Origin of the sequence: Brevundimonas sp. MEB006b, assembly GCF_030209705.1 — a bacterium.
Taxonomy (GTDB): Bacteria; Pseudomonadota; Alphaproteobacteria; order Caulobacterales; family Caulobacteraceae; genus Brevundimonas.
In genome coordinates this window covers 172,493-191,759 of record NZ_JARVRL010000005.1, presented here as the reverse complement: position 1 = coordinate 191,759, position 19,267 = coordinate 172,493, and the positions used below count along the sequence as shown (strand labels likewise).

General features: G+C 66.8%; 15 protein-coding genes. 5 read left to right on the top strand and 10 right to left on the bottom strand.

All coding sequences use genetic code 11. The annotated features are described in order from the left end of the window. Entirely contained in the window at positions 1 to 2,271 is a 2,271-nt protein-coding gene (locus tag QRN13_RS07290; protein WP_284877409.1) for a sensor histidine kinase NtrY-like, read from the bottom strand. After that, positions 2,268 to 3,323, bottom strand: a complete 1,056-nt coding sequence (gene dusB, locus QRN13_RS07285; RefSeq protein ID WP_284877408.1) for a tRNA dihydrouridine synthase DusB — start codon at positions 3,321 to 3,323, stop codon at positions 2,268 to 2,270. The genes QRN13_RS07290 and dusB overlap by 4 nt, the downstream gene beginning before the upstream one ends. A 95-nt stretch (positions 3,324 to 3,418) precedes the next feature. Here dusB and QRN13_RS07280 point away from each other — a divergent pair, with 95 nt between their 5' ends. Beyond that, the gene (locus tag QRN13_RS07280; protein ID WP_284877407.1) at positions 3,419 to 4,570 is read left to right on the top strand and encodes a bifunctional 2-C-methyl-D-erythritol 4-phosphate cytidylyltransferase/2-C-methyl-D-erythritol 2,4-cyclodiphosphate synthase; all 1,152 of its coding nucleotides are present in this window, start codon (positions 3,419 to 3,421) and stop codon (positions 4,568 to 4,570) included. Here QRN13_RS07280 and QRN13_RS07275 read toward each other — a convergent pair. Further along, positions 4,567 to 6,855 carry a spermidine synthase gene (locus QRN13_RS07275; protein WP_284877406.1) on the bottom strand — a complete coding sequence of 763 codons (2,289 nt, stop codon included), beginning with the start codon at positions 6,853 to 6,855 and terminating at the stop codon, positions 4,567 to 4,569. The genes QRN13_RS07280 and QRN13_RS07275 overlap by 4 nt on opposite strands. Before the next feature lie 40 nt (positions 6,856 to 6,895). On the opposite strand from QRN13_RS07275, the gene QRN13_RS07270 reads away from it, so the two are divergent. Beyond that, complete coding sequence (locus QRN13_RS07270; RefSeq protein ID WP_284877405.1) at positions 6,896 to 7,384, top strand: CinA family protein; 489 nt, start codon at positions 6,896 to 6,898, stop codon at positions 7,382 to 7,384. Then, positions 7,381 to 7,632, top strand: coding sequence for a sulfurtransferase TusA family protein (locus QRN13_RS07265; protein ID WP_284877404.1), 252 nt, complete (start codon positions 7,381 to 7,383; stop codon positions 7,630 to 7,632). Before QRN13_RS07270 ends, QRN13_RS07265 begins: the two co-directional genes overlap by 4 nt. Here QRN13_RS07265 and QRN13_RS07260 read toward each other — a convergent pair. Then, entirely contained in the window at positions 7,589 to 8,521 is a 933-nt protein-coding gene (locus tag QRN13_RS07260; protein ID WP_284877403.1) for a YihY/virulence factor BrkB family protein, read from the bottom strand. The two genes, QRN13_RS07265 and QRN13_RS07260, sit on opposite strands and share 44 nt — an antisense overlap. A gap of 213 nt (positions 8,522 to 8,734) precedes the next feature. Between QRN13_RS07260 and QRN13_RS07255 the strand changes: the two genes are divergently transcribed. Next, positions 8,735 to 10,042 (top strand): diguanylate cyclase domain-containing protein, encoded by a 1,308-nt coding sequence (locus QRN13_RS07255; protein WP_284877402.1) that lies wholly within the window; start codon positions 8,735 to 8,737, stop codon positions 10,040 to 10,042. 6 nt (positions 10,043 to 10,048) lie between these two features. On the opposite strand, the gene mfd is transcribed toward QRN13_RS07255, so the two are convergent. Together mfd and QRN13_RS07245 are read right to left on the bottom strand one after the other, a co-directional pair. After that, the gene (gene mfd, locus QRN13_RS07250; RefSeq protein ID WP_284877401.1) at positions 10,049 to 13,498 is read right to left on the bottom strand and encodes a transcription-repair coupling factor; all 3,450 of its coding nucleotides are present in this window, start codon (positions 13,496 to 13,498) and stop codon (positions 10,049 to 10,051) included. Then, a complete protein-coding gene (locus QRN13_RS07245; RefSeq protein ID WP_284877400.1) occupies positions 13,498 to 13,839 on the bottom strand; it encodes an FAD assembly factor SdhE in 342 nt (113 codons plus the stop codon). The genes mfd and QRN13_RS07245 overlap by 1 nt, the downstream gene beginning before the upstream one ends. Positions 13,840 to 13,983: 144 nt before the next feature. On the opposite strand from QRN13_RS07245, the gene recG reads away from it, so the two are divergent. Further along, entirely contained in the window at positions 13,984 to 16,071 is a 2,088-nt protein-coding gene (gene recG / locus QRN13_RS07240) for an ATP-dependent DNA helicase RecG (RefSeq protein WP_284877399.1), read from the top strand. Here the strand turns inward: recG and QRN13_RS07235 are convergent. Genes QRN13_RS07235 through tmk form a run of 4 tightly spaced genes read right to left on the bottom strand, consistent with a single transcriptional unit; the run spans position 16,068 to position 19,259 of the window. Next, positions 16,068 to 16,862: an MBL fold metallo-hydrolase gene (locus tag QRN13_RS07235; protein WP_284877398.1), complete on the bottom strand. Its 795-nt coding sequence runs from the start codon at positions 16,860 to 16,862 to the stop codon at positions 16,068 to 16,070. The genes recG and QRN13_RS07235 overlap by 4 nt on opposite strands. Continuing rightward, positions 16,859 to 17,641 carry a TatD family hydrolase gene (locus QRN13_RS07230; protein WP_284877397.1) on the bottom strand — a complete coding sequence of 261 codons (783 nt, stop codon included), beginning with the start codon at positions 17,639 to 17,641 and terminating at the stop codon, positions 16,859 to 16,861. The genes QRN13_RS07235 and QRN13_RS07230 overlap by 4 nt, the downstream gene beginning before the upstream one ends. After that, positions 17,641 to 18,630 (bottom strand): DNA polymerase III subunit delta', encoded by a 990-nt coding sequence (locus tag QRN13_RS07225; RefSeq protein ID WP_284877396.1) that lies wholly within the window; start codon positions 18,628 to 18,630, stop codon positions 17,641 to 17,643. The genes QRN13_RS07230 and QRN13_RS07225 overlap by 1 nt, the downstream gene beginning before the upstream one ends. Continuing rightward, positions 18,627 to 19,259, bottom strand: a complete 633-nt coding sequence (gene tmk / locus QRN13_RS07220) for a dTMP kinase (protein ID WP_284877395.1) — start codon at positions 19,257 to 19,259, stop codon at positions 18,627 to 18,629. The genes QRN13_RS07225 and tmk overlap by 4 nt, the downstream gene beginning before the upstream one ends. Positions 19,260 to 19,267: the final 8 nt, after the last annotated feature.

Below are 19,267 nucleotides of genomic sequence, written 5' to 3'. Positions count from 1 at the left end.
CTATTCGGCGGCCAGGGTCTGGAGCTTGCGCTCCGCGCCCTCGCCGCCTTTACCGTGGGGTTTCAGGGGGAAGATCATGCACACGCGTGCGCCGCGCAGGGTTTGGGCGTCGGCCAGCTTCAGCTCGCCGCCGTGGTCCTCGCAAATGCGTTTGACGATGGCCAGGCCCAGGCCCGTGCCCTTCTCGCGCGTGGTCACATAGGGTTCGGTCAGGCGATCGCGGTCGCGCGCCGGCAGACCCACGCCATCGTCTTCGATCACGAAGGTCGCGACGCCGTCGTCGATCGTCAGCGACGCGATCACGCCCGCACGATCCGACGCCGCGGCTTCGCCTGCCGCAAGCCGTTGCGCCGCAACCGACTCGCCCGCGTTCTTGAGGATGTTTATCAGCGCCTGCCCCACCATGCGGCCGTCGGCCTGCATCGTCACCTTGGGCAGGGGCTCGGTGATGTCGACCACGATGTCCGGCGCGGCGACCCGCTGAGCGAACACCGCCTCGCGCAGCATTTCAGCCGGATTCTCGGGCGCGAAGCGCGGCGCCGGCATGCGAGCAAAGGAAGAGAACTCATCGACCATGCGGCCGATGTCTCCGACCTGGCGGATGATGGTGTCGGTGCAGCGATCGAAGATTTCGACATCCTCGCCGATCCGCGCGCGGTATTTCCGTTTCAGCCGCTCTGCCGACAACTGGATCGGTGTCAACGGGTTCTTGATCTCATGGGCGATGCGACGCGCCACGTCTCGCCAGGCGGCGTTTCGCTGGGCCGTCACAAGGCGAGTGATGTCGTCGAAGGTCAGGACCATCTCACCGCCCAGACCACCCTCGATCCGAACGCGTAGCCGCCGCGTGTCCCCGCCCCGGCTGACGTCGATGTCTTCCTCGATATGAGCCTCGGCGCGACGTACCAGATCGCTCAGTTCCGGCGACAGGGCCGCGAGTTCTTGGCCCAGAACCTCGGCGTCGTCGATGTGAAGCAGTTGCAGGGCGCTGTCGTTGATCGCCGACACCCGCCCACGCTTGTCCAGGCCGATCACCCCGGCGCTGACGCCCGAGAGCACCGTCTCGATGAACCGACTGCGGTCGTGCGCCTCATCGCTCGCGGCCTTCAGCGCCGCCTGCTGCGCTTGCAGATCGCCGGTCATGCGGTTGAAAGCGTCCGACAGGGTGGCGATTTCGGCCGGGGCGCCGTCGCTGTCGACCCGTGCGGTGAAGTCGCCGCCCGCGACCTGTCCTGCCGCCTTCACCAACCGACCGATCGGCGCGGAGATGCTGCTGGCCGCCGACATTCCCAGCCACACCGCGCCCACCAGCACCAGCAGCGCCGTCTCGAGATAGCTGAGGATGAAGGCGGACTGGATCCGAGCGCGGCTCTCCTCCGCCTCGCGATAGGCCTGGATCGACTGATCCGACGCGTTCATCCGCGCGATCAGTCCCTCTTGGAGGGGACGGACGAGATAGAGGTAGGCGTCTCCATACGCCGGCAGAGCGATGATGGAGCGTACGGTATCGGGATTCTGGGTAACGTCAGTAGGCGGTTTGCCGTCCTGCCCGGCGGCCTCGATATAGCTGCGCGGCGGCGCCAGATAAGGCGGCGCGCCGGGTTGCTCGGCTCGCGCCAGAACTTCGCCGTTGCCGTTGACAATATAGATGGCCGGGTATCGGAAAATGTCGCCAACCTGCGCCAAGGCGGCGTTGAACTGGATGCGGTCGTCAAACAGTCCTCTCGCGCTGTCCAACTGATCCGAGATCGTGACCAAATCCGCATCCATCGAACTGGCCACGTCGCGGACATAGGCGCGACCGATGATCGCGCCGTTGTCGACCGACGATTTCACGTTCTCGCTGAACCATTGGTCTACGCCTCGATTGACCAGGACGCCGAACACCAGGGCGATCAGCACCGACGGGACCAAGGCCACCATCGAGAACAGGGCGACGAACCTCAGGTGAAGGCGCGATCCGGCTTCGTCGGTGCTGCGCACCAAAGTCAGCACGCGCCGGCCGACAATGATGGCCAGGCCGGAAATCAGAAGCAGATTGGCCGCCAGCACGATCAGGGCGATCTGGCTGCTCGATCCGCGCGCCGACCCCGATGTAGCGCCCGGCGCGACCGCCACCAGCCAGATGGCCGCCGCCGTGATCGCGACAGCCAGAAAGAACGCCAGTCCGAAGCCGGTCCGCGCCCGTTCGCTATCGACCCACCCCCAGAACGACCCGTCGTCCGACGCGAGGTCGGGCGAAGCGGTGCGTGCTGAAGGCGTATCCGTCATGCCACAGCAGTCTCCAACACCTGTGGCCCATTTTCAACAGCAGACTTACCCAACCGAGGCAAATCCGGCCGCCACAGTTCGTGCATGGCGTCTTCGACGGCCATCGGATCGTCCAGGCGGCAAATTCTTGCCTTCGCCTCGCGACGGTGTTGCGGATCGGCCGGCCAAGGCGCCTGTTCGATGTACCAGCCCAGATGTTTGCGGAACATTTTCAAACCCAGCGGCAGGCCGTAGAACTCGGCCGACGCCCATAGATGTTCGATCACGATCGCCAGACGCTCTTCAGGCCCGGGTTCCTCCAGCGCCACGCCGTCGATCAACGCCCGCTCAAGGTGCGCCGCCAGCCATGGCCGGCCGTAGACGCCACGTCCCAGCATCAATCCGTCCGCGCCGGACTGCGCCAAGGCCTGGCGCGCTTCATCGGCGGTGATGATGTCGCCATTGACGATGACGGGGATGCCGACCGCCGCCTTCACCGTCCCGACTGCATCCCAATCCGCTTGCCCGGTGTAGAACTGCTTTCGCGTGCGGCCATGCACCGTGACGGCCTTGACGCCGATCGCTTCCGCGCGGCGAGCCAGTTCCGCGGCGTTTCGGCTCTCGTCGTCCCAGCCCAGCCGCATCTTGACCGTCACCGGCCGATCGGTCGCCTTGACCGCGGCCTCCATGATCCGACACGCCAGATCGGGCGTCCGCATCAGGGCCGAGCCGGCAGCCGAGCCCGTGACCTCCTTGGCCGGACAACCGAAGTTCAGGTCGACGATGTCCGCCCCGGCCTTTTGCGCCATGCGTGCGCCCTCGCCCATCTGTTCGGGATCGCGCCCGACCAGCTGGATGACGGTCAGCGGCAGGCCGGCTCCCACGGCGGCGCGCCGCACGACGTCCGGCCGCGCCCGCGCCAATTCCTTGGCGGCCACCATTTCCGTGGCGACATAGGCGGCGCCTAATCTAGAGGCGAGCACGCGGAACGGCAGATCGGTCACGCCGGTCATCGGCGCCATCAGCACCTGGCCGGGGACAGTGACATCGCCGATTTGCAAGGTCTTGGGCATTTCCGTCTTTCGCCGCATCGCAGCCGCCCTCGTCAAGCACGACCGCGGCGCTTTGATGGTTTCGCCCCGTCGCCGCGCGCACTATCAAGGCCGCCATGACATTCTCGGGCATCATCGTCGCGGCCGGTTCCGGCTCGCGCGCCGGCGGCGACAAACAGTGGCGGGACCTGCGTGGAAAGCCCGTGCTGCGCTGGTCAGCCGAGGCCTTATTGAACGCCGGCGCCGACGAACTGATCGTCGTGGTCGCCTCTGACGCCGTTGAGCAAGCAGCGGATGTGCTATCCGGTCTGCCCCGTTGGAAAGCCGTCGTCGGTGGAGCCGCCCGCGCCGATTCGGTCCGCGCCGGTCTCGCGGCCCTAACCTGTCCAGCGGATCAGCCGGTGCTGATCCATGACGCCGCCCGCCCCCTGCTGGATCGCGCCGTCATCGACCGTCTGCTTTCGGCCCTTGAAACTTCGGACGGCGCCCTGCCCGCCCTGCCTGTCGCCGACAGCCTTCGGCGTGGCGAGGCGGAAATCATGACCGACGTGGTTGATCGCGACGGTCTGTGGCGCGCCCAGACGCCTCAAGCCTTCCGCCGGGGCATGATTGAGACCGCCTATGCCGCCTGGTCGGACGCCGAGGCTCCGACCGACGAAGCCGTCGTCGTCCAGCGCAACGGCGGCGCGATGGCCCTGGTTCAGGGCGATGCACGTCTGATGAAACTGACCTATCCCGAGGATTTCGCCATGGCCGAAGCTCTGCTGCCTCAAGCGCAGCGTTATCAGACCCGTATCGGCTCCGGCTATGACGTGCATCGCTGGGGACCGGGCGGCTCCGTCTGGCTGTGCGGGATCGAAGTGCCGCACGATCAGACGCTGATCGGCCACTCCGACGCGGACGCCGGTCTCCACGCCCTGACCGACGCCATCCTGGGCGCCATCGCGGCGGGCGACATCGGCGACCATTTCCCGCCGACGGATCCGAAATGGAAAGGCGCCTCCTCGGACCAGTTCCTGATTCATGCCGCCGAACTGGTCGCGGCGCGGGGCGGCCGCATCGTCAATGTCGACGTCACCCTGATCTGCGAACGCCCCAAGGTGAAGCCGCACCGCCAGGCCATGCGCGACCGGATCGCCGGACTTCTGAACCTTCCGCTCGACGCGGTCAGCGTCAAGGCGACCACGACCGAAGGGCTTGGCTTCACCGGACGCGGCGAAGGTCTGGCCGCCCAGGCCGTGGCGACCGTGGAAACGCCGGCGCTCTAGCGCGCCGCCATCTGCATCTGTCGCACCAGCGATCCGAACAGATTGACGTAGTCGTCCGTCCAAGGACGCACCGTCGTCGGCGACAGCTTGCGCCAGCGCGCATCGTCTCTGAAGCCTTCCAGCGCCGCCGGGCTCCTGCCGATCAGCAGGGCCTCGGTCGAGGCCTCGGCCATGTCGCCCTGGCCCGACTGCTCGATATAGACCTGGTGCAGGTGCGGGACCTTGAGCACCTGCGCCGCCGCCTCGGCCGGCAGGGTGATCTCCAGATTTCGGTTCGACAGATGCAGCACCACGACGCCGTCGGGCGCCAGCAGCCGCAGATAGCCGCGGATCGCCTCGACCGTCAGCAGATGCGTCGGCACGGCGTCGGACGAGAAGGCGTCGATGACCAGCAGGTCGTAGGATCCCGCCGGCTCGCGATCCATCGTCAGGCGCGCATCCCCCAGAACCGTCCGCACCGGCCCATCGGCGCAGCCATTGATGAAGCTAAACCATTGCGGATCGCGCGACAGCCGATCCACCATCGGATCAATCTCGAAGAAGGTCAGTTGGTCTTGGGCGCGCTTGTAGGCGGCCATGGCGCCCGAGCCCTGCCCCACCACGCCGACGCGCGCGCCATCCAACCGACGCGCCTGCATCTGCAGCATCGCCTGCCCCAGCGGCGTCGAGGTCGCATAATAGAGCGTCGGCTGGCAACGGTTCGACGGCGCCTGGGCCTGGGCGCCATGCAGGGTCGTGCCGTGCATCAGCACATGAACCGGCCCGCCCATCAGCAGATCGTCGATCTTGGCCACTCGCATCACGCCAAAGAAGCTGCGTTCCGAGAGAGCCCAGTCATAGCCGCGCGCCAGATGATAGCCGGACCAGACGATGGCGGCCAAAACGATCGTGAACATCACCGCCCGATCGCGCACCAGGAAGGCGAACAGGGTCGCGATCCCCAGGATGGCTTGCGCGATCCGCACCAGTTCGGCGTCGGGGATGGCCGCGCGGATGCCCGGCGCATACCGGACCGCCTCCATCGACAGCGGCCCCAGCAGGGCGATGACCACGCCGGCGACGCAGCAGATGATCGCCCACGGCCTGATCTCGCGTCGGCTCCACGGTCGCAGCAATCCGACCGCCACCAGCACCAGCGGGTACTCCCACACCATGTCAAAAACGGCCGGCGCGATCAGGCCATTGAACAGTCCGCCGACCACGCCGCCTAGCGACAGCAACAAATAGAATTCGGTCAGCCGATCCGGCGCCGGCCGCCGCGCCGCCAGCCTCTGGTGACACATCAGCGCGGTAAAGAAGAAGGCCGCCAGATTGACGGTGAATACCAGCAGCCATTCGCCTGTCCGGAACGCAATCAGGGCGGCGCAGGCCGCTGCCGCCGCCGCCTGCAAACCAAGGCCGATGGCTGGCGAAACAGCCGGCCGGGTCTGGAAAGCGATGACAAACGTCAGCAGATAGAGCGCGAGCGGTATGACCCACAGAAAGGGCGCCGAAGCCACATCCGTCGTCAGATGCGCCGTCACCCCCAGCATCAGACTGGACGGCGCGGCGGCCAGCAGAACCAGCATCCCCTTTTCGCGCCAAGCGATCGGCGGGCTGGCCTGAAGCGGCGCAAGCTCCGACTTACCGATCTCGCGTCGTCGCCAGACCTGAACGCCCAGCCCCACGACCATCACCACGAACAGCCCATAGCCGACGCTCCAGCCCAGACGCTGACCCGACAGGCTGGCCAGCGGCTCGATCACGACCGGATAGGCCAGCAGGGCCAGAAAGCTGCCCAGGTTCGAGGCGGCGTAAAGAACATAGGGGTTCTGGCCGTCTGCATGTCCGGCCCGCACACGCGCATACCAGGCCTGAAGCAGCGGCGCAGTCGCCGACAGCACCGCGAACGGCGCGCCGATCGACACCGCCAGCGTCGCCAGCAGCCATATCGCCGGTTGGGACGGATCGGGATCCCCCAACAGGCCGCTGATCTGCAAGGGCAGGAAAAACGCCGCCACGATCAGCAGACCCAGGTGGACCCCGACCTGCGCCCGCATCCTCGCCAAACGTTGCAGCAGGTGCGCATAGCCATATCCGGCGAGCAGCGCGGTCTGGAAAAACACCATCGACGCGTTCCACACCGAAGGCGATCCGCCCAGCGTCGGCAACAGCAGCTTGGCCGCCATCGGTTGAACGACGAAGACCAGACAGGCCGATGTGAAGATGGCGACGGCGAACAGGATCGGCGCGATGCGATCCAATGTCGGGGCGGCGGGGCGTAACGGATCGACAGCCTCGGTCATGGCTCTGGTTAGAGCGGGGTTCGCGGCCTATGAAAAGACCATGTTTTCCCAAGATATCGCGCACCTGGCGCAACAGATTGTCGCAACAGCCAGCGAACGCGGCCTGATGCTGGCGACGGCCGAAAGCTGCACGGGCGGGCTGGTGTCCGCTGCGATCACGGCCGTCCCCGGTTCGTCAGCGGTCCTGGATCGCGGCTTCGTCACCTACAGCAACGAGGCCAAGGCCGAGATGCTGGGCGTGTCGCTGGAAAGCCTGTCCGCCCACGGCGCCGTGTCGCAAGCGGTCGCTCTGGCCATGGCTGAGGGCGCCGTGGCGCACTCGCGCGCCTCCGTGTCGGTGTCCGTGACCGGCGTGGCCGGACCAGGCGGCGGATCGGTCGACAAGCCCGTGGGTCTGGTCCACTTCGCGGCGTCAGGCCCACAAGGCGTCGTTCACCGTGTCGAGCAGTTCGGCGACCTCGGCCGCGACGACATTCGCCAAGCCAGCGTTCGTGTGGCGTTGGAAATGCTGGCGGATCGGCTCGCGTGAGCGACCCCGTCGTCATCGACGCCAGGGGTCACCGCTGCCCTGTTCCCAGCCTGAAGCTGATGAAGGCGATGGAAACCGCCCCGCCCGGCGCGCGGATCGTGCTGCTGGCCACCGATCCGATGGCCCGGATCGATGTGCCGTTTCTGATGTCACAGAAAGGCGGCCGCGTGATCGAAGTCGAGGACGGCGACGGCCTTCTTCGCTTTACGATCGAGACCGGCGCCCGGCCCGACGCTCCGACAGATTGACGACATCGGCCGGCGGCGTGTCGGCGATCGCGCGCGCCTTGGCCGCCAGTTCCATCTCGGTGGCGAAGGCGCCGCCGTAGAAGATGGCGTTGACGTTCCACGACAGCCAGATCAGCAGCACCACCACGGCGCCGACCGATCCATAGGTGGCCCCCAGCGGCGCGATCTGCTCGACATAGATGGCGCACAGCCACGACGAGACGACCGACATCAATGTCGCCACCAGACCGCCCACCGTCGCCGGCAGCCAGGCGACCGGCGTCCTGTGGCTCATGGCGTAGCGGTAAAGCAGCGTCAGCCCGATCACCAAACCAATGGCGGGCAGGAAAGCGTCCAGCGGCGCCATGCCGCTGCGCCCGGTCAGGCCGGCGGCCGACGACGACGCATGCGCCATGATCCGCACGGTCACGACCGCGCCCGACACGACAGTGAACAGCGCAAAGGCGAAGATGGCCACGAAGAAGGCCAGCAAGTTGAACTTGAAGAAGCCGTGCGGCTCTGTCTCGTCATGGATCAGGTTCAATCCCGCCAACAAGGCCTTGAAACCCCGGTGCGCGGCATAGGCGCCGACGAACAGGGCGAAGGCGCTTTGAGCGGAAACTGTCCGCGCCGACGCATTGCTCAAACGTGTGATCTCGCCCTGAAAAATGGTCTGCGCCGCCTTGGGCAACAGGTCCGACAAGGCGGTCGCCTGGGCGCTGACTTCGCTGATCGACAGACCCAACTTGTAAAAGCCGATCAGGATGGCGATCGCCGGAAACACGGCCAACAGGGCGAAGAAGGACACGCCGCCCGTGTAGAGCATGACGTCGCGGCCCCAGCTGCGGGTAAACGCTCGCACGGCCAGCCCGCCCCAGAACCCGGGCGCTTTCAGGACCGACCGTGTCAATTGCTCACTCAAATCGGTCCCCACAACCGTTGCACAAGCGGCGGAACCTAGCGGAATTCGTCTGTGACGAAAGTCTCATCAGCGTGAGGACGATCATTCGCGATCCGGCCGCATCCCTTCGGCCGGACGACATTGCATCCTTAACACCCTCGTCGCTATGGTCCGCGGGTTTCCGGCCGACTATTGGCGCGGCGACTTTTGGAGACGATTGGCTTGGCTTTCGACGCGCGCGTATTGATCCTGGCGGCTGACGATGGCCGGATCGGGCCGCTCGCTGCGGGTCTTGATGCGCTGGGCTGGACGACAGTGACCGCCCGCGACGTCGTCTCCGCCGAGATGACGCTTCAGGACTTTCCGCTCGAAGCCGCCGTCATCGACATCAATACCTTCGACGCCGACGTGGCGTCCCGCCTTCGCGCCGCCGCCGAGCCGCGCCGCCTGCCCATCGTGGTCATCGGCGCCCGCCCTGATTCGGTGAAGGGTGCGGATCTGACCATGTCCACGCCGCCGCATCCGGCCCAGGCGGCCTTGCGTCTGGAGCAGATGGGCCGGGCCGCGATCGCCGAGGAAGAATATCGGCTGCGCGTCACCACCTTCGCCACGCGCGGGGTGGGTCTGGACAAGCGGACAGACGACGATGGTCCTTTGCGCGTTCTGGCGGCCGGCGTCGCGGACAGGCGCTTTCTCGCCTTGTCGAACGCCCTGACCGCGGCCGGGGTCGAGGTGGTGGCGGCGCCGACGCCCTACACCGCCTTCGACTACCTGCACGAAAGCCCGTTTGACGCCGCCGTTCTGTGGGGCGCCGAAGACCATGCGCCGGCCCTGTCCATCGCGGCGGGCATGAAGCGCAACACGCGCCTCTATCACATCCCGCTGATGCTTTATCTGCGCGGCAGGAACGAGATCAGCCTGGCTGAGCTGTTCAATCGCGGCTTCGCAGACGTCGCCTCCGCCGACACGCCCGAGGGCGAAACGGCCGAGCGGATCCTGGCCCTGGCCGGCGCGCACCGCATCCATCTGGGCATTCGCAAGACGCTGGACTCGGTGCGCAGCCTGGACGTGATGGACCCGGAAACAGGCCTGTTCACGCCCGAACTCTTCGCCAGCCACCTGGGCCGTGTCGCCGAGGCCTCGCGCGCGCGCAAGCGCCCGCTTTCCGTCTGCGTCCTGCGGGTGCGCGAAACCGAATCCGTCACCTGGGCGCGTCAGGGTGGTTGGCTGGATAGCGCCATGCCGCAGATCGGGGCCATGGTTTCGCGCCTTGTCCGTGTCGAGGACACCCCTGCCCGCCTGGCCAAGGAGGTCTTCGCCCTGGCCCTGCCCGCGACCCACGCTGAACCGGCGCGTCTGGCCGCAGAACGAATCGCGGCCGTGATCGGCTGCACCGCCTTCGACGCCGGCCCGGACCGGTCGCCGTTCGTCGCCGAGTTCGACGTCGGCGCCGCCGAGATGCGTCCCGACGAAAGCGCCGCCGCCCTGCTTGAGCGCGCTTCGGCCGACCTGTTCGAAAAGACGCGCTGAGGGGCTTTACGCCCCCGCCACCCGCGCCAGATCGGCGGTGATCCTATCGGCCACCTTCAGGCGCTCTTCCGCCGTCGGCCAATCGCCTGAAACGACGATCTTCTGATCCGGCCGAATCTTCCAGAAGGCGTGGTTCTTCTGGATCAGCCCGACCAGTCCCGCCGGATTGGGGAAGCTGTTGTCGCGCAACGTCAGCACCGCGCCGCGCGGCCCGATGTCGATCTTCTCGATGCAGGCCTTGCGGCAGTTCGACTTGATGCCGACGATCTTCAGCAGTTGCTGCGCCTCATCCGGCAAGGGTCCGAAACGGTCGATCAGTTCGGCGGCCAGGGCTTCGCGATCCTCGGCCTGTTCGGCGTCGGAAAGACGACGATAGAGGCTGAGACGCACGTTCAGGTCTGGCACGTAATCTTCTGGAATAAGGACAGAAGCACCGACATTGATCGACGGCGACCAACCACGATCCACGGCCTGTCCCTCGCCCTTCTCGCGCAACTCCGCCACGGCGTCTTCCAGCATCTGCTGGTACAGTTCGACGCCGACCTCGCGGATGTGGCCCGACTGTTCGTCGCCCAGCAGATTCCCGCCGCCGCGCTGGTCCAGATCGTGGCTGGCCAGCTGGAAGCCGGCGCCCAGATTGTCCAGCGACTGCAGAACCTGCAACCGCCGCTCGGCTGACAAGGTCATCGGCTTGACCGCATCGGTGGTCAAATAGGCGAAGGCGCGGGCCTTGGACCGCCCGACCCGACCCCGGATCTGATACAGTTGCGCCAGGCCGAACATGTCGGCGCGGTGCACGATCAGCGTATTCGCCGTCGGAATGTCCAACCCGCTCTCGACGATCGTGGTGGAGACCAGGACGTCATATTCCCCGTCGTAGAAGGCGCTCATCACCTCTTCCAGCTGGGTCGCACTCATCTGGCCGTGACCGACGACGAACTTCACTTCGGGGACCTGTTCGCGCAGGAACTTCTCGATGGCGGGCAGGTCCTTCAGACGCGGCGCGACGTAGTAGGCCTGACCCCCGCGATATTTCTCGCGCAGCAGGGCCTCGCGCACCAGCACCGGATCCCACGGCGTGACGTAGGTCCTCACCGCCAGGCGATCGACCGGCGGGGTGGCGATGATCGACATCTCGCGGATGCCCGACAGCGCCATCTGAAGCGTGCGCGGTATCGGCGTGGCGGTCAGGGTCAAGAGATGCACGTCGGCGCGCAGCGTCTTCAGCTTCTCCTTGTGCTTGACGCCGAAGTGCTGTTCCTCATCGACGATGACCAGGCCTAGGTCGCGGAAGCCGACCTGTTCGCTCAGCACCGCATGGGTGCCGACAACGATCTCGATCGAGCCGTCCTTCAGCCCGGCCCGCGTCTCCGCCGCCTCCTTGGCTCCCACCATCCGCGACAACTGACGCACTTTCACAGGCCAGCCCGCGAAACGCTCGGTGAAGGTCTTGTAGTGCTGGCGCGCCAGCAGGGTCGTCGGCGCAACGATCGCCACCTGCTGCCCCGTCATGGCCACGACGAAGGCGGCCCTCAGCGCCACCTCGGTCTTACCGAAGCCGACATCGCCGCAGATCAGGCGATCCATCGGCGTGCCCTTGCCCAAATCCTCCAGCACATCGCCAATGGCGTTCAGCTGATCGTCGGTTTCCTCATAGGGGAAGCGCGCGCAGAACTCGGCGAACAGACCCGGCGGCGGCGTGACCGCATCGGTCTCGCGAAGCGCCCGTTTGGCGGCCAGGGCGATCAGCCCCTCGGCCATGGCGCGCAGACGTTCCTTGGCCTTGGCTTTTCTGGCCTGCCAGCCTGCGCCGCCCAGCTTGTCCAGTTGGACGCCCTCGGAGTCCGAGCCGTATCGGGTCAGAAGGTCAATGTTTTCAACCGGCAGATAAAGTTTGCTCTCACCGGCATAGAACAGCTCCAGACAGTCGTGCGGGGCCTGCTGGATCTCCAGCGTCTTGAGCCCCTCATAGCGACCGATCCCGTGATCCAGGTGAACCACCAGATCGCCCGTCGTCAGGGCCGACGCCTCCGCCAGGAAGTTCGAGGCGCGGCGTTTCTTGCGGGGCCGCGCTAGACGGTCGCCCAGGATGTCGGTCTCGGAAATGACCGCCACGGCGTCGGTGACGAAGCCATGCTCAACCGGCAGGACGCCGCGCAGATAGAGGTCCTTCGGCGCCGCCTGAACGTCGGCCCAGTCGCGCACGGCGACGATGTGATCCAGCCCATGGTCGGCCAGCATGGTCGCCAGCCGCTCCGACGATCCTTCGGTCCAGGAGGCGAACAACACCCGCTTGCCGTCGGCCTTCAGCGCCGCCGCATGGGCCGCCACCGCCTCGAACAGATTGACGCTGTCCTGCGCCCGCTCGGCGGCGAAGGTTCTGCCCAACCGTCCGCCGGCATCCTCGCCTCCCGTGGAGAAGGGCGTGAAACGACGCACGGCGCGACCCGCCAGCGCCTGGTTCCAGTCTCCGGCGTCCAGATAGAGCCGCTTTGGCGGCAAGGCGCGATTGGCGCTGGCTTGTCCTTTGGCCTTGGCCGCCTCGGCGCGCGCATCATAGGCGTCCGCCACCAGATCCCATCGCTCGGCGCGGGCCGTCTCGACCTGGTTGTCGAGGAAGATCGCCGCGTCGTCCGGCAGATAGTCGAACAGGCTGTCCAAGGTCTCATAAAACAGCGGCAGCCACTGTTCCATGCCCTGACGCCGCGCGCCCTCGCTGATCGTCGCATACAGCGGGTCGTCGCCCGGCGCGCCGAACAAGTTCAGATAACCCGTGCGAAAGCGCGAGATGGCGGCCGCATCCAGCAGCGCTTCCGACACCGGCGCGAGGGACACGGACGTCATCTGGCCGGTCGACCGCTGCGTTTCGGGATCGAAGGTGCGGATCGATTCCAGCTCGGATCCGAACATGTCCAGCCGGACCGGCTCCTCGAAGCCAGGCGGATAGACGTCGACGACCCCGCCGCGCACCGCGAACTCGCCGCGCTCCGACACGGTCGAGGCCCGGACATAGCCGTTGGCGGCGAAATAGCGCTCCAGCGCCTGGATATCGAGATCGCGTCCGACCTTGGTCTCGAACCCGGCCTGTGTCGTGACCGACTTGGGCGGGGTGCGTTGCATGGCCGCCGACACCGTCGTCACGACCAGAACCGGCGCATCGCCGGGCTTGCGCATCGCCAGCCGCGTCAGCGTCGCCATCCGCTGCGCCGCAATCCCTGCCGTGGGGCTCAGTCGGTCATAGGGCAGACAGTCCCACGCCGGATAATCCAGCACTTCAATATCTTTTGAGAAGAACTGAAACGCCTGAACGAAGCTGCCCGACCTTTGAAAATCGCGTGCGACAAACAGGCCGACGCCGCCGCCGGCCTTGATCCGTTCGGCGACGATCAGCGCGTCCAGCCCCTCGGGCGCGCCGCCCAGATCGGCGTCGGTCCGGTGTTCGACCTTGGCGTCCATCAGCCGATTCCCTTGCCGACTTCGGCCGCGACGTGGGCGCGCATGAAGGCGCGCACCTTGGCCATCACCGGCGTCTCAAACTCGGGCGGCGTCGGATCACGCTCGATGATCCAGCCGTAAAGCCACTGATCTTCCTCGTCGATAAGCCGCTCGAACTGGTCCAGTTCCGCATCTGTGAAGGTCGGCGCAACCTGATCGGAAAACGGACCCAGCACCATGTCGGCCTCGCGAAAGCCCCGCCGCCAGGCGCGGAACTGAATGCGTCCCAGCCGCTGCCTGCGCTCAGGCGTCATCTGCTCAGGGATCATTTCGCTTTCGGAACGCGCGTCGATTTCGGCCACAAGAATCCTTGCCCGGCAAAGTGGGAAGACGCTCAAGCAGCGAGCCACCGCGTGGAGAGCGTTAGCGTCTTCAAATGGAAGAAGCGCAGATAGCGTTCCTGAACGCACTTCGCCACCCGTCATGGTCACGCTATGTTCACGGCGATGCGTCCGCAGATTCTCTTCCCCCTGTTCGCCGAGGTCTCGACCCTTAAGGGAGTGGGCCCTCGCGTCCTGCCTCTGGTGCAAAAGGTGGCGGGCCCGCTGGCTCGCGATCTGCTGTTCCTCAGCCCGTCCGGCGTCATCGTGCGCCGCCCTGCTGAGGCCGCCAGCGCCATCGATGGCGAGGTCGGCGTCTTCACCGTGACCATCGATCGCCTCTTCACGCCCAGCCGCCCCGGCGCGCCGCTGAAGGTCCGGGCCAGCGATCCGACCGGCTTCGTGCATCTCGTCTGGTTCGGCGGTTCGCCCCAGCACATCGACCGACTGTTGCCGCGCGGCGAGACGCGGTTGGTCGCGGGCAAGGTCGAAAGGTTCAATGGCGAGGTTCAGATCGTCCATCCGGACATCGTGACGCTCGAAAAGGCCGCCGACATTCCGGCGTCTGAACCCGTCTATCCGGCGACGCAGGGGCTCAGTTCTCGCCAGTTGCGTAAACTGGTTCAGGGCGCCCTGCCCGCCGCGCCCGACCTGCCGGAGTGGCAGGATCCCGCCTGGCTCAAGAAGCAGAACTGGCTGGGTTGGCGCGCCGCTCTGGACGCCCTGCATGCCCCTACGGCCGAGCTGGACCTGTCGCCCGACGCCCCCACCCGCCAACGCCTGGCCTATGACGAATTCCTGGCCCATCAGTTAGCTCTGGCCCGTCGTCGCCGCGCCCGCGAGATCAGGCCCGCCCCCGTCATCGCCCCCGGCGCAGCGTCCGAACACCTTCTCCAAGCTCTGCCTTTCCAGCTGACCAACGCCCAGGCCCAGGCCGTCGCCGAAATCCGTCGTGATCTGGCGTCGGGCCAGCAGATGGGCCGATTGCTGCAAGGCGATGTCGGCTCAGGCAAGACCGCCGTCGCCGCCCTCGCTCTGGCCGACGCCGCTTCGAGCGGCTTCCAGTCCGCGCTCATGGCTCCGACCGAAATCCTGGCGCGCCAGCATTACGAGAAGCTCGGCCCCATGCTGGACGCAGCCGGCGTCGCCGCCGTCCTGCTCACGGGCCGCGACACCCCGGCGCAACGACGCGAGAAATTGGCTGCCCTGGCCTCGGGTCACGCCCAGGTCGCCATCGGCACCCATGCCTTGTTCCAAGACGCCGTCCGCTTCGACCGCCTTGCCCTGGCGGTCATTGACGAACAGCACCGGTTCGGCGTCAACGAACGTCAGCGACTGCAAGCCAAGGGCGACCCGCGCCTGGGCGCCGTGCATCTGCTGACCATGTCGGCCACCCCCATTCCCCGCACGCTCGAACTGACGCAGTACGGCGAGCTGGAGGTCAGTCGCCTGATGGAAAAGCCGCCCGGCCGCACGCCCGTCACGACCGCCGTCCTTCCTTTGGCCCGCATCGGCGAGGTCGCCGCTCGTCTGAAGACCGCTGTCGAGAGCGGCGCCCAGGCCTATTGGATCTGCCCTCTCGTTGAGGAATCCGAAGCGATCGACCTGGCGGCCGCCGTCGATCGCGCCGACGATCTGCGACGCCTGTTGGGCGTGGAGGTCGGCCTGGCCCACGGCCAGATGCCGGGCGCCGAGCGCGAGGCCGTCATGGCCGCCTTCGCCGACGGCCGACTGCCGGTACTCGTCGCCACCACGGTGGTCGAAGTCGGCGTGGACGTGCCCAACGCCTCGATCATGGTGATCGAACACGCCGACCGCTTCGGTTTGGCCCCGTTGCACCAGTTGCGCGGCCGCGTCGGGCGCGGCGCCAAGGCCAGTTCCTGCATCCTGCTGTACGGCGGTCAGGACGGCGCCTTGGGCGAGACGGCCAAGGAGCGGCTGGAAACCCTGCGTCGCACCGAGGACGGATTCGAGATCGCCGAGGAAGACTTCCGCCTGCGCGGCGGCGGCGATCCCCTGGGCCTGAAGCAGAGCGGTTTTCCCGCCTACCGCTTCGCCGACCCGATCCGCCACCGCAGCCTGATGCTGGCCGCCGCCGATGATGCGCGGCTGATCATGAACCGCGACCCGGATCTAACGTCGGAACGCGGTCGGGCGGTGCAGGTGCTGGAAGAACTATTCGACTGGAAAAATCAGAAGGCCGGCGCAAGCTAACCGATCACTCGGCTCCAGCCATCGAATCCGACCTCTACGTTTTCGGGAACAAGCGCCGACAACGCCTTGTAATCCATATCGATGTGCAGGTTCGTCAGCACCGCACGCTCTACGTCTGCGGCGGCGATCCACGCCAGGGCCTGGTCAAGATGGGCATGGGTCGGATGCGGCGCATAACGCAGCGCATCGACGATCCAGAGCTTGCAGCCGGCCACCGCCGCCAGGGCCGCCTCGTCCAGATCGGACACATCGCTGGAATAGGCCACGTCGCCCAACCGATAGCCGACAGAGCGGATCGGCCCGTGCGCCTGATCAAAGGTCGTGACCGGGATCGAGCCGCCCGCGCCCTCGACCGACCAGGCCATGCCATGCGGCGGAATGATCCGTCCGTCCAGCAGCGGCGGATAACCGAACTTGCTCTCGAAGATGTAGTCGAACCGATGCGTCAGCGAGCCGTGCGTCGCCGCATCCATCCACGCCGGAATGCGGTTTCTCGCCCGCGCGGCGAAGGTGCGCAGATCGTCGATGCCGTGGGTCTGGTCCGCGTGATCGTGGGTGTAGAGGACCGCGTCCACATGCTTCGTGCCGCTGGCCAGCATCTGTTCGCGCAGGTCTGGCGAGGTGTCGATCAGGACATTGGTCACACCCTCCGCGCCGGTCTTCCTGGCCAGCATCGAACAGCGCGTTCGCCGGTTCTTGGGCTCGGTCGGGTCGCAGGCGCCCCAGTCGCCGTCCCCGCGCGGCACCCCGCCCGACGATCCGCTGCCCAGAATGACGACTTCGAAACTCATGCGGGCCTGGGTATCCGGTCAAAGAGGCCGAAGAAGGCCTCGGTCGTGATGCGGTCCGCCTCCTCGGCGCTCCAGCCTCGGATTTCGCCCAGCTTGTCCAGCACATGACGAATGTAGGCCGGCTCGTTGCGCCGTCCGCGATGCGGAATGGGCGCCAGATAGGGGCAGTCGGTCTCGACGATGATCCGGTCGCCCGGCATGTCGCGGATCACCGCCCGCACGTCCTCGGCCGCCTTGAAGGTCGCGATACCGGAAACCGAAAACCAGGCGCCCATTTCAGCAGCGATTTTCGCCAGTTCCGCACCACTCGTATAGCAGTGCATCAACATCTTGAACGGTCCCGCAGCATGCTCCTCGCGCAGGAGCCCGGTCATCACGTCGTCCGCCTCACGCGTGTGAATCACCAGCGGCAATCCCGTCTCGCGCGCCGCCGCCACATGTTGCCGGAACACCGCCGCCTGCATCTCGCGCGGGCTGAAGTCGTAATGGAAATCCAGACCGCATTCGCCGATCCCGACCACCTTGGGCCGCTGGGCCAGTTCGATCAGGGTTGCCGCCGTCAGGTCCGCAGCATCCTTGGCCTCGTGCGGATGGACCCCGACCGTGCACCAGATGTCGGGGTTCGCCATAGCGATCCCGTGGGTCGCCTCGAAGGTCGTCAGCTTGTCGGAAATCTCCACCATCAGCCCGACGCCCGCCTCTCTCGCGCGCGCGATCACGGCGTCCCGGTCCTCGTCGAACTGCGGCGCGTGCAGGTTCACGTGACTGTCGATCAGCATCAGCCCATCCGCTCCTGCTGGGCTTGAACCCGCTTCAGGTCCGCCAGCGCCCCGGCCAGCACATCGGCCTTGTCCAGGTTCAATCCCGCCGCCCGCTCCGGCAGGGGCTGCAGCCGCTCCCACAGTTCGGCCCAGCGATTGCCGGCCCCCGGCGCGCTCTGCAAGGCGCGCATCCGCACCGCCGCGATCAGCCGGTCCATCAGGGTCTCGAACCGCTCCTGCCCCTCGGCCCCACGGAACCGGTCGGCGTTGGCCAGGGCTTCAGCCCGGTCCACTTCGCCCTCGACCCATCGCCGCGCCACTTGGTCCATCTCGAACGTCGCGCCTGAAGCCAAGGCCAGGGCCGCGCCGGGCGATCCGCCCGCCATGATCGCCGCATGTTCGGCGTCCTCACGCTCTGCGCCCGTCCGGTTGCGCACCAGGGTCTCCAGCCGATCCGGCGCCCAGATCGGAAAGCTCAGCCGCCGGCACCGCGACCGGATCGTCGCCAGCAACCGCCCCGGCGCATGGGTGACCAAAAACAGCACGCCACGTTCGGGCGGCTCCTCAAGAACCTTCAGCAAGGCGTTGGCGGCGTTGAGATTAAGGTCGTCTGCCGCATCGATGATCGCCACCCGAAACTGGGCTTGCGACGGGCTCTTTGAAAAGAACTCCGGCAGTTCGCGCGACTGATCGACCGAGATCGACTTCTTCGTCTTACCCCCCTCAACCAGCCGTTCCAACACCAGCAGGTCCGGATGCGACTGGGCCGAGATCAGCCGGCTGACCGGATCATCGCGCCGCGCGCCCAGCGGCCCGGACGCCGGATCGGCCGCCGCGCCCAGCAGCCGCCGCGCCGCGCGATAGGCGAAAGTCGCCTTGCCCGTCCCCTCGACCCCGCACAGCAGCCAGGCATGATGCAATCGCCCCCGTTCCCAGGCGTCCAGAAACGCCGTCTCCGCCGCCGCATCTGGGATCAGGTCGAACCGGTCACGGGGGTGATCGCTCACAGCAGCCGGTCCTGAACCGCCTGCCAGACCCGCGCCTCGACCTCGTCAAGCGATCCAACCGCGTCGATCAGCACGCAACGCTGCGGATTGGCCTCGACGATGCGCAGGAAGCCCTCGCGCAGCCGCTGATGGAACTCCAGACCCTTGGATTCGAACCGCGTCTCGAACAGGCCGCGCCCGAACGCCCGCTCCAGCCCGACCTCGACCGGTAGGTCGAACACCAGCGTCAGGTCCGGCTGGTCGTCCCCGACCACGCCCGCGTCAATCTGTTCGATGAAGCTTTGCGCCACGCCGCCGCCAGCGCCCTGATAGGCCCGGCTGGAATCGGCGAACCGATCGCACACCACCCAGTCGCCGGCCGCCAGCGCCGGGCGGATGGTCCGCTCCAGATGGTCCGAGCGCGAGGCGTACATCAGCAGGGTTTCGGTCATGGCCGACCACGGCTCGGCGTCCGTGGCCACCACCAGATTGCGGATCACCTCAGCGCCCTTGGAGCCGCCCGGTTCACGCGTGCGCACGACCTTGCGCTCGCCCAGCACCGCCTGCAGCCGCGCGACAAGCCGCCCGACCTGGGTCGATTTGCCGGCGCCCTCGCCGCCTTCGAAGCTTATGAATTGTCCACTGGTCACGCGCCTTC

Bases quoted from the DNA above. Each gene is read 5' to 3' on its own strand.
- QRN13_RS07290 (WP_284877409.1), bottom strand. From the start codon at position 2,271: ATGACGGATACGCCTTCAGCACGCACCGCTTCGCCCGACCTCGCGTCG.
- QRN13_RS07270 (WP_284877405.1), top strand. From the start codon at position 6,896: ATGTTTTCCCAAGATATCGCGCACCTGGCGCAACAGATTGTCGCAACA.
- QRN13_RS07230 (WP_284877397.1), bottom strand. From the start codon at position 17,641: ATGCTGATCGACAGTCACGTGAACCTGCACGCGCCGCAGTTCGACGAG.
- mfd (WP_284877401.1), bottom strand. From the start codon at position 13,498: ATGGACGCCAAGGTCGAACACCGGACCGACGCCGATCTGGGCGGCGCG.
- QRN13_RS07280 (WP_284877407.1), top strand. From the start codon at position 3,419: ATGACATTCTCGGGCATCATCGTCGCGGCCGGTTCCGGCTCGCGCGCC.
- recG (WP_284877399.1), top strand. From the start codon at position 13,984: ATGCGTCCGCAGATTCTCTTCCCCCTGTTCGCCGAGGTCTCGACCCTT.
- QRN13_RS07235 (WP_284877398.1), bottom strand. From the start codon at position 16,862: ATGAGTTTCGAAGTCGTCATTCTGGGCAGCGGATCGTCGGGCGGGGTG.
- QRN13_RS07275 (WP_284877406.1), bottom strand. From the start codon at position 6,855: ATGACCGAGGCTGTCGATCCGTTACGCCCCGCCGCCCCGACATTGGAT.
- dusB (WP_284877408.1), bottom strand. From the start codon at position 3,323: ATGCCCAAGACCTTGCAAATCGGCGATGTCACTGTCCCCGGCCAGGTG.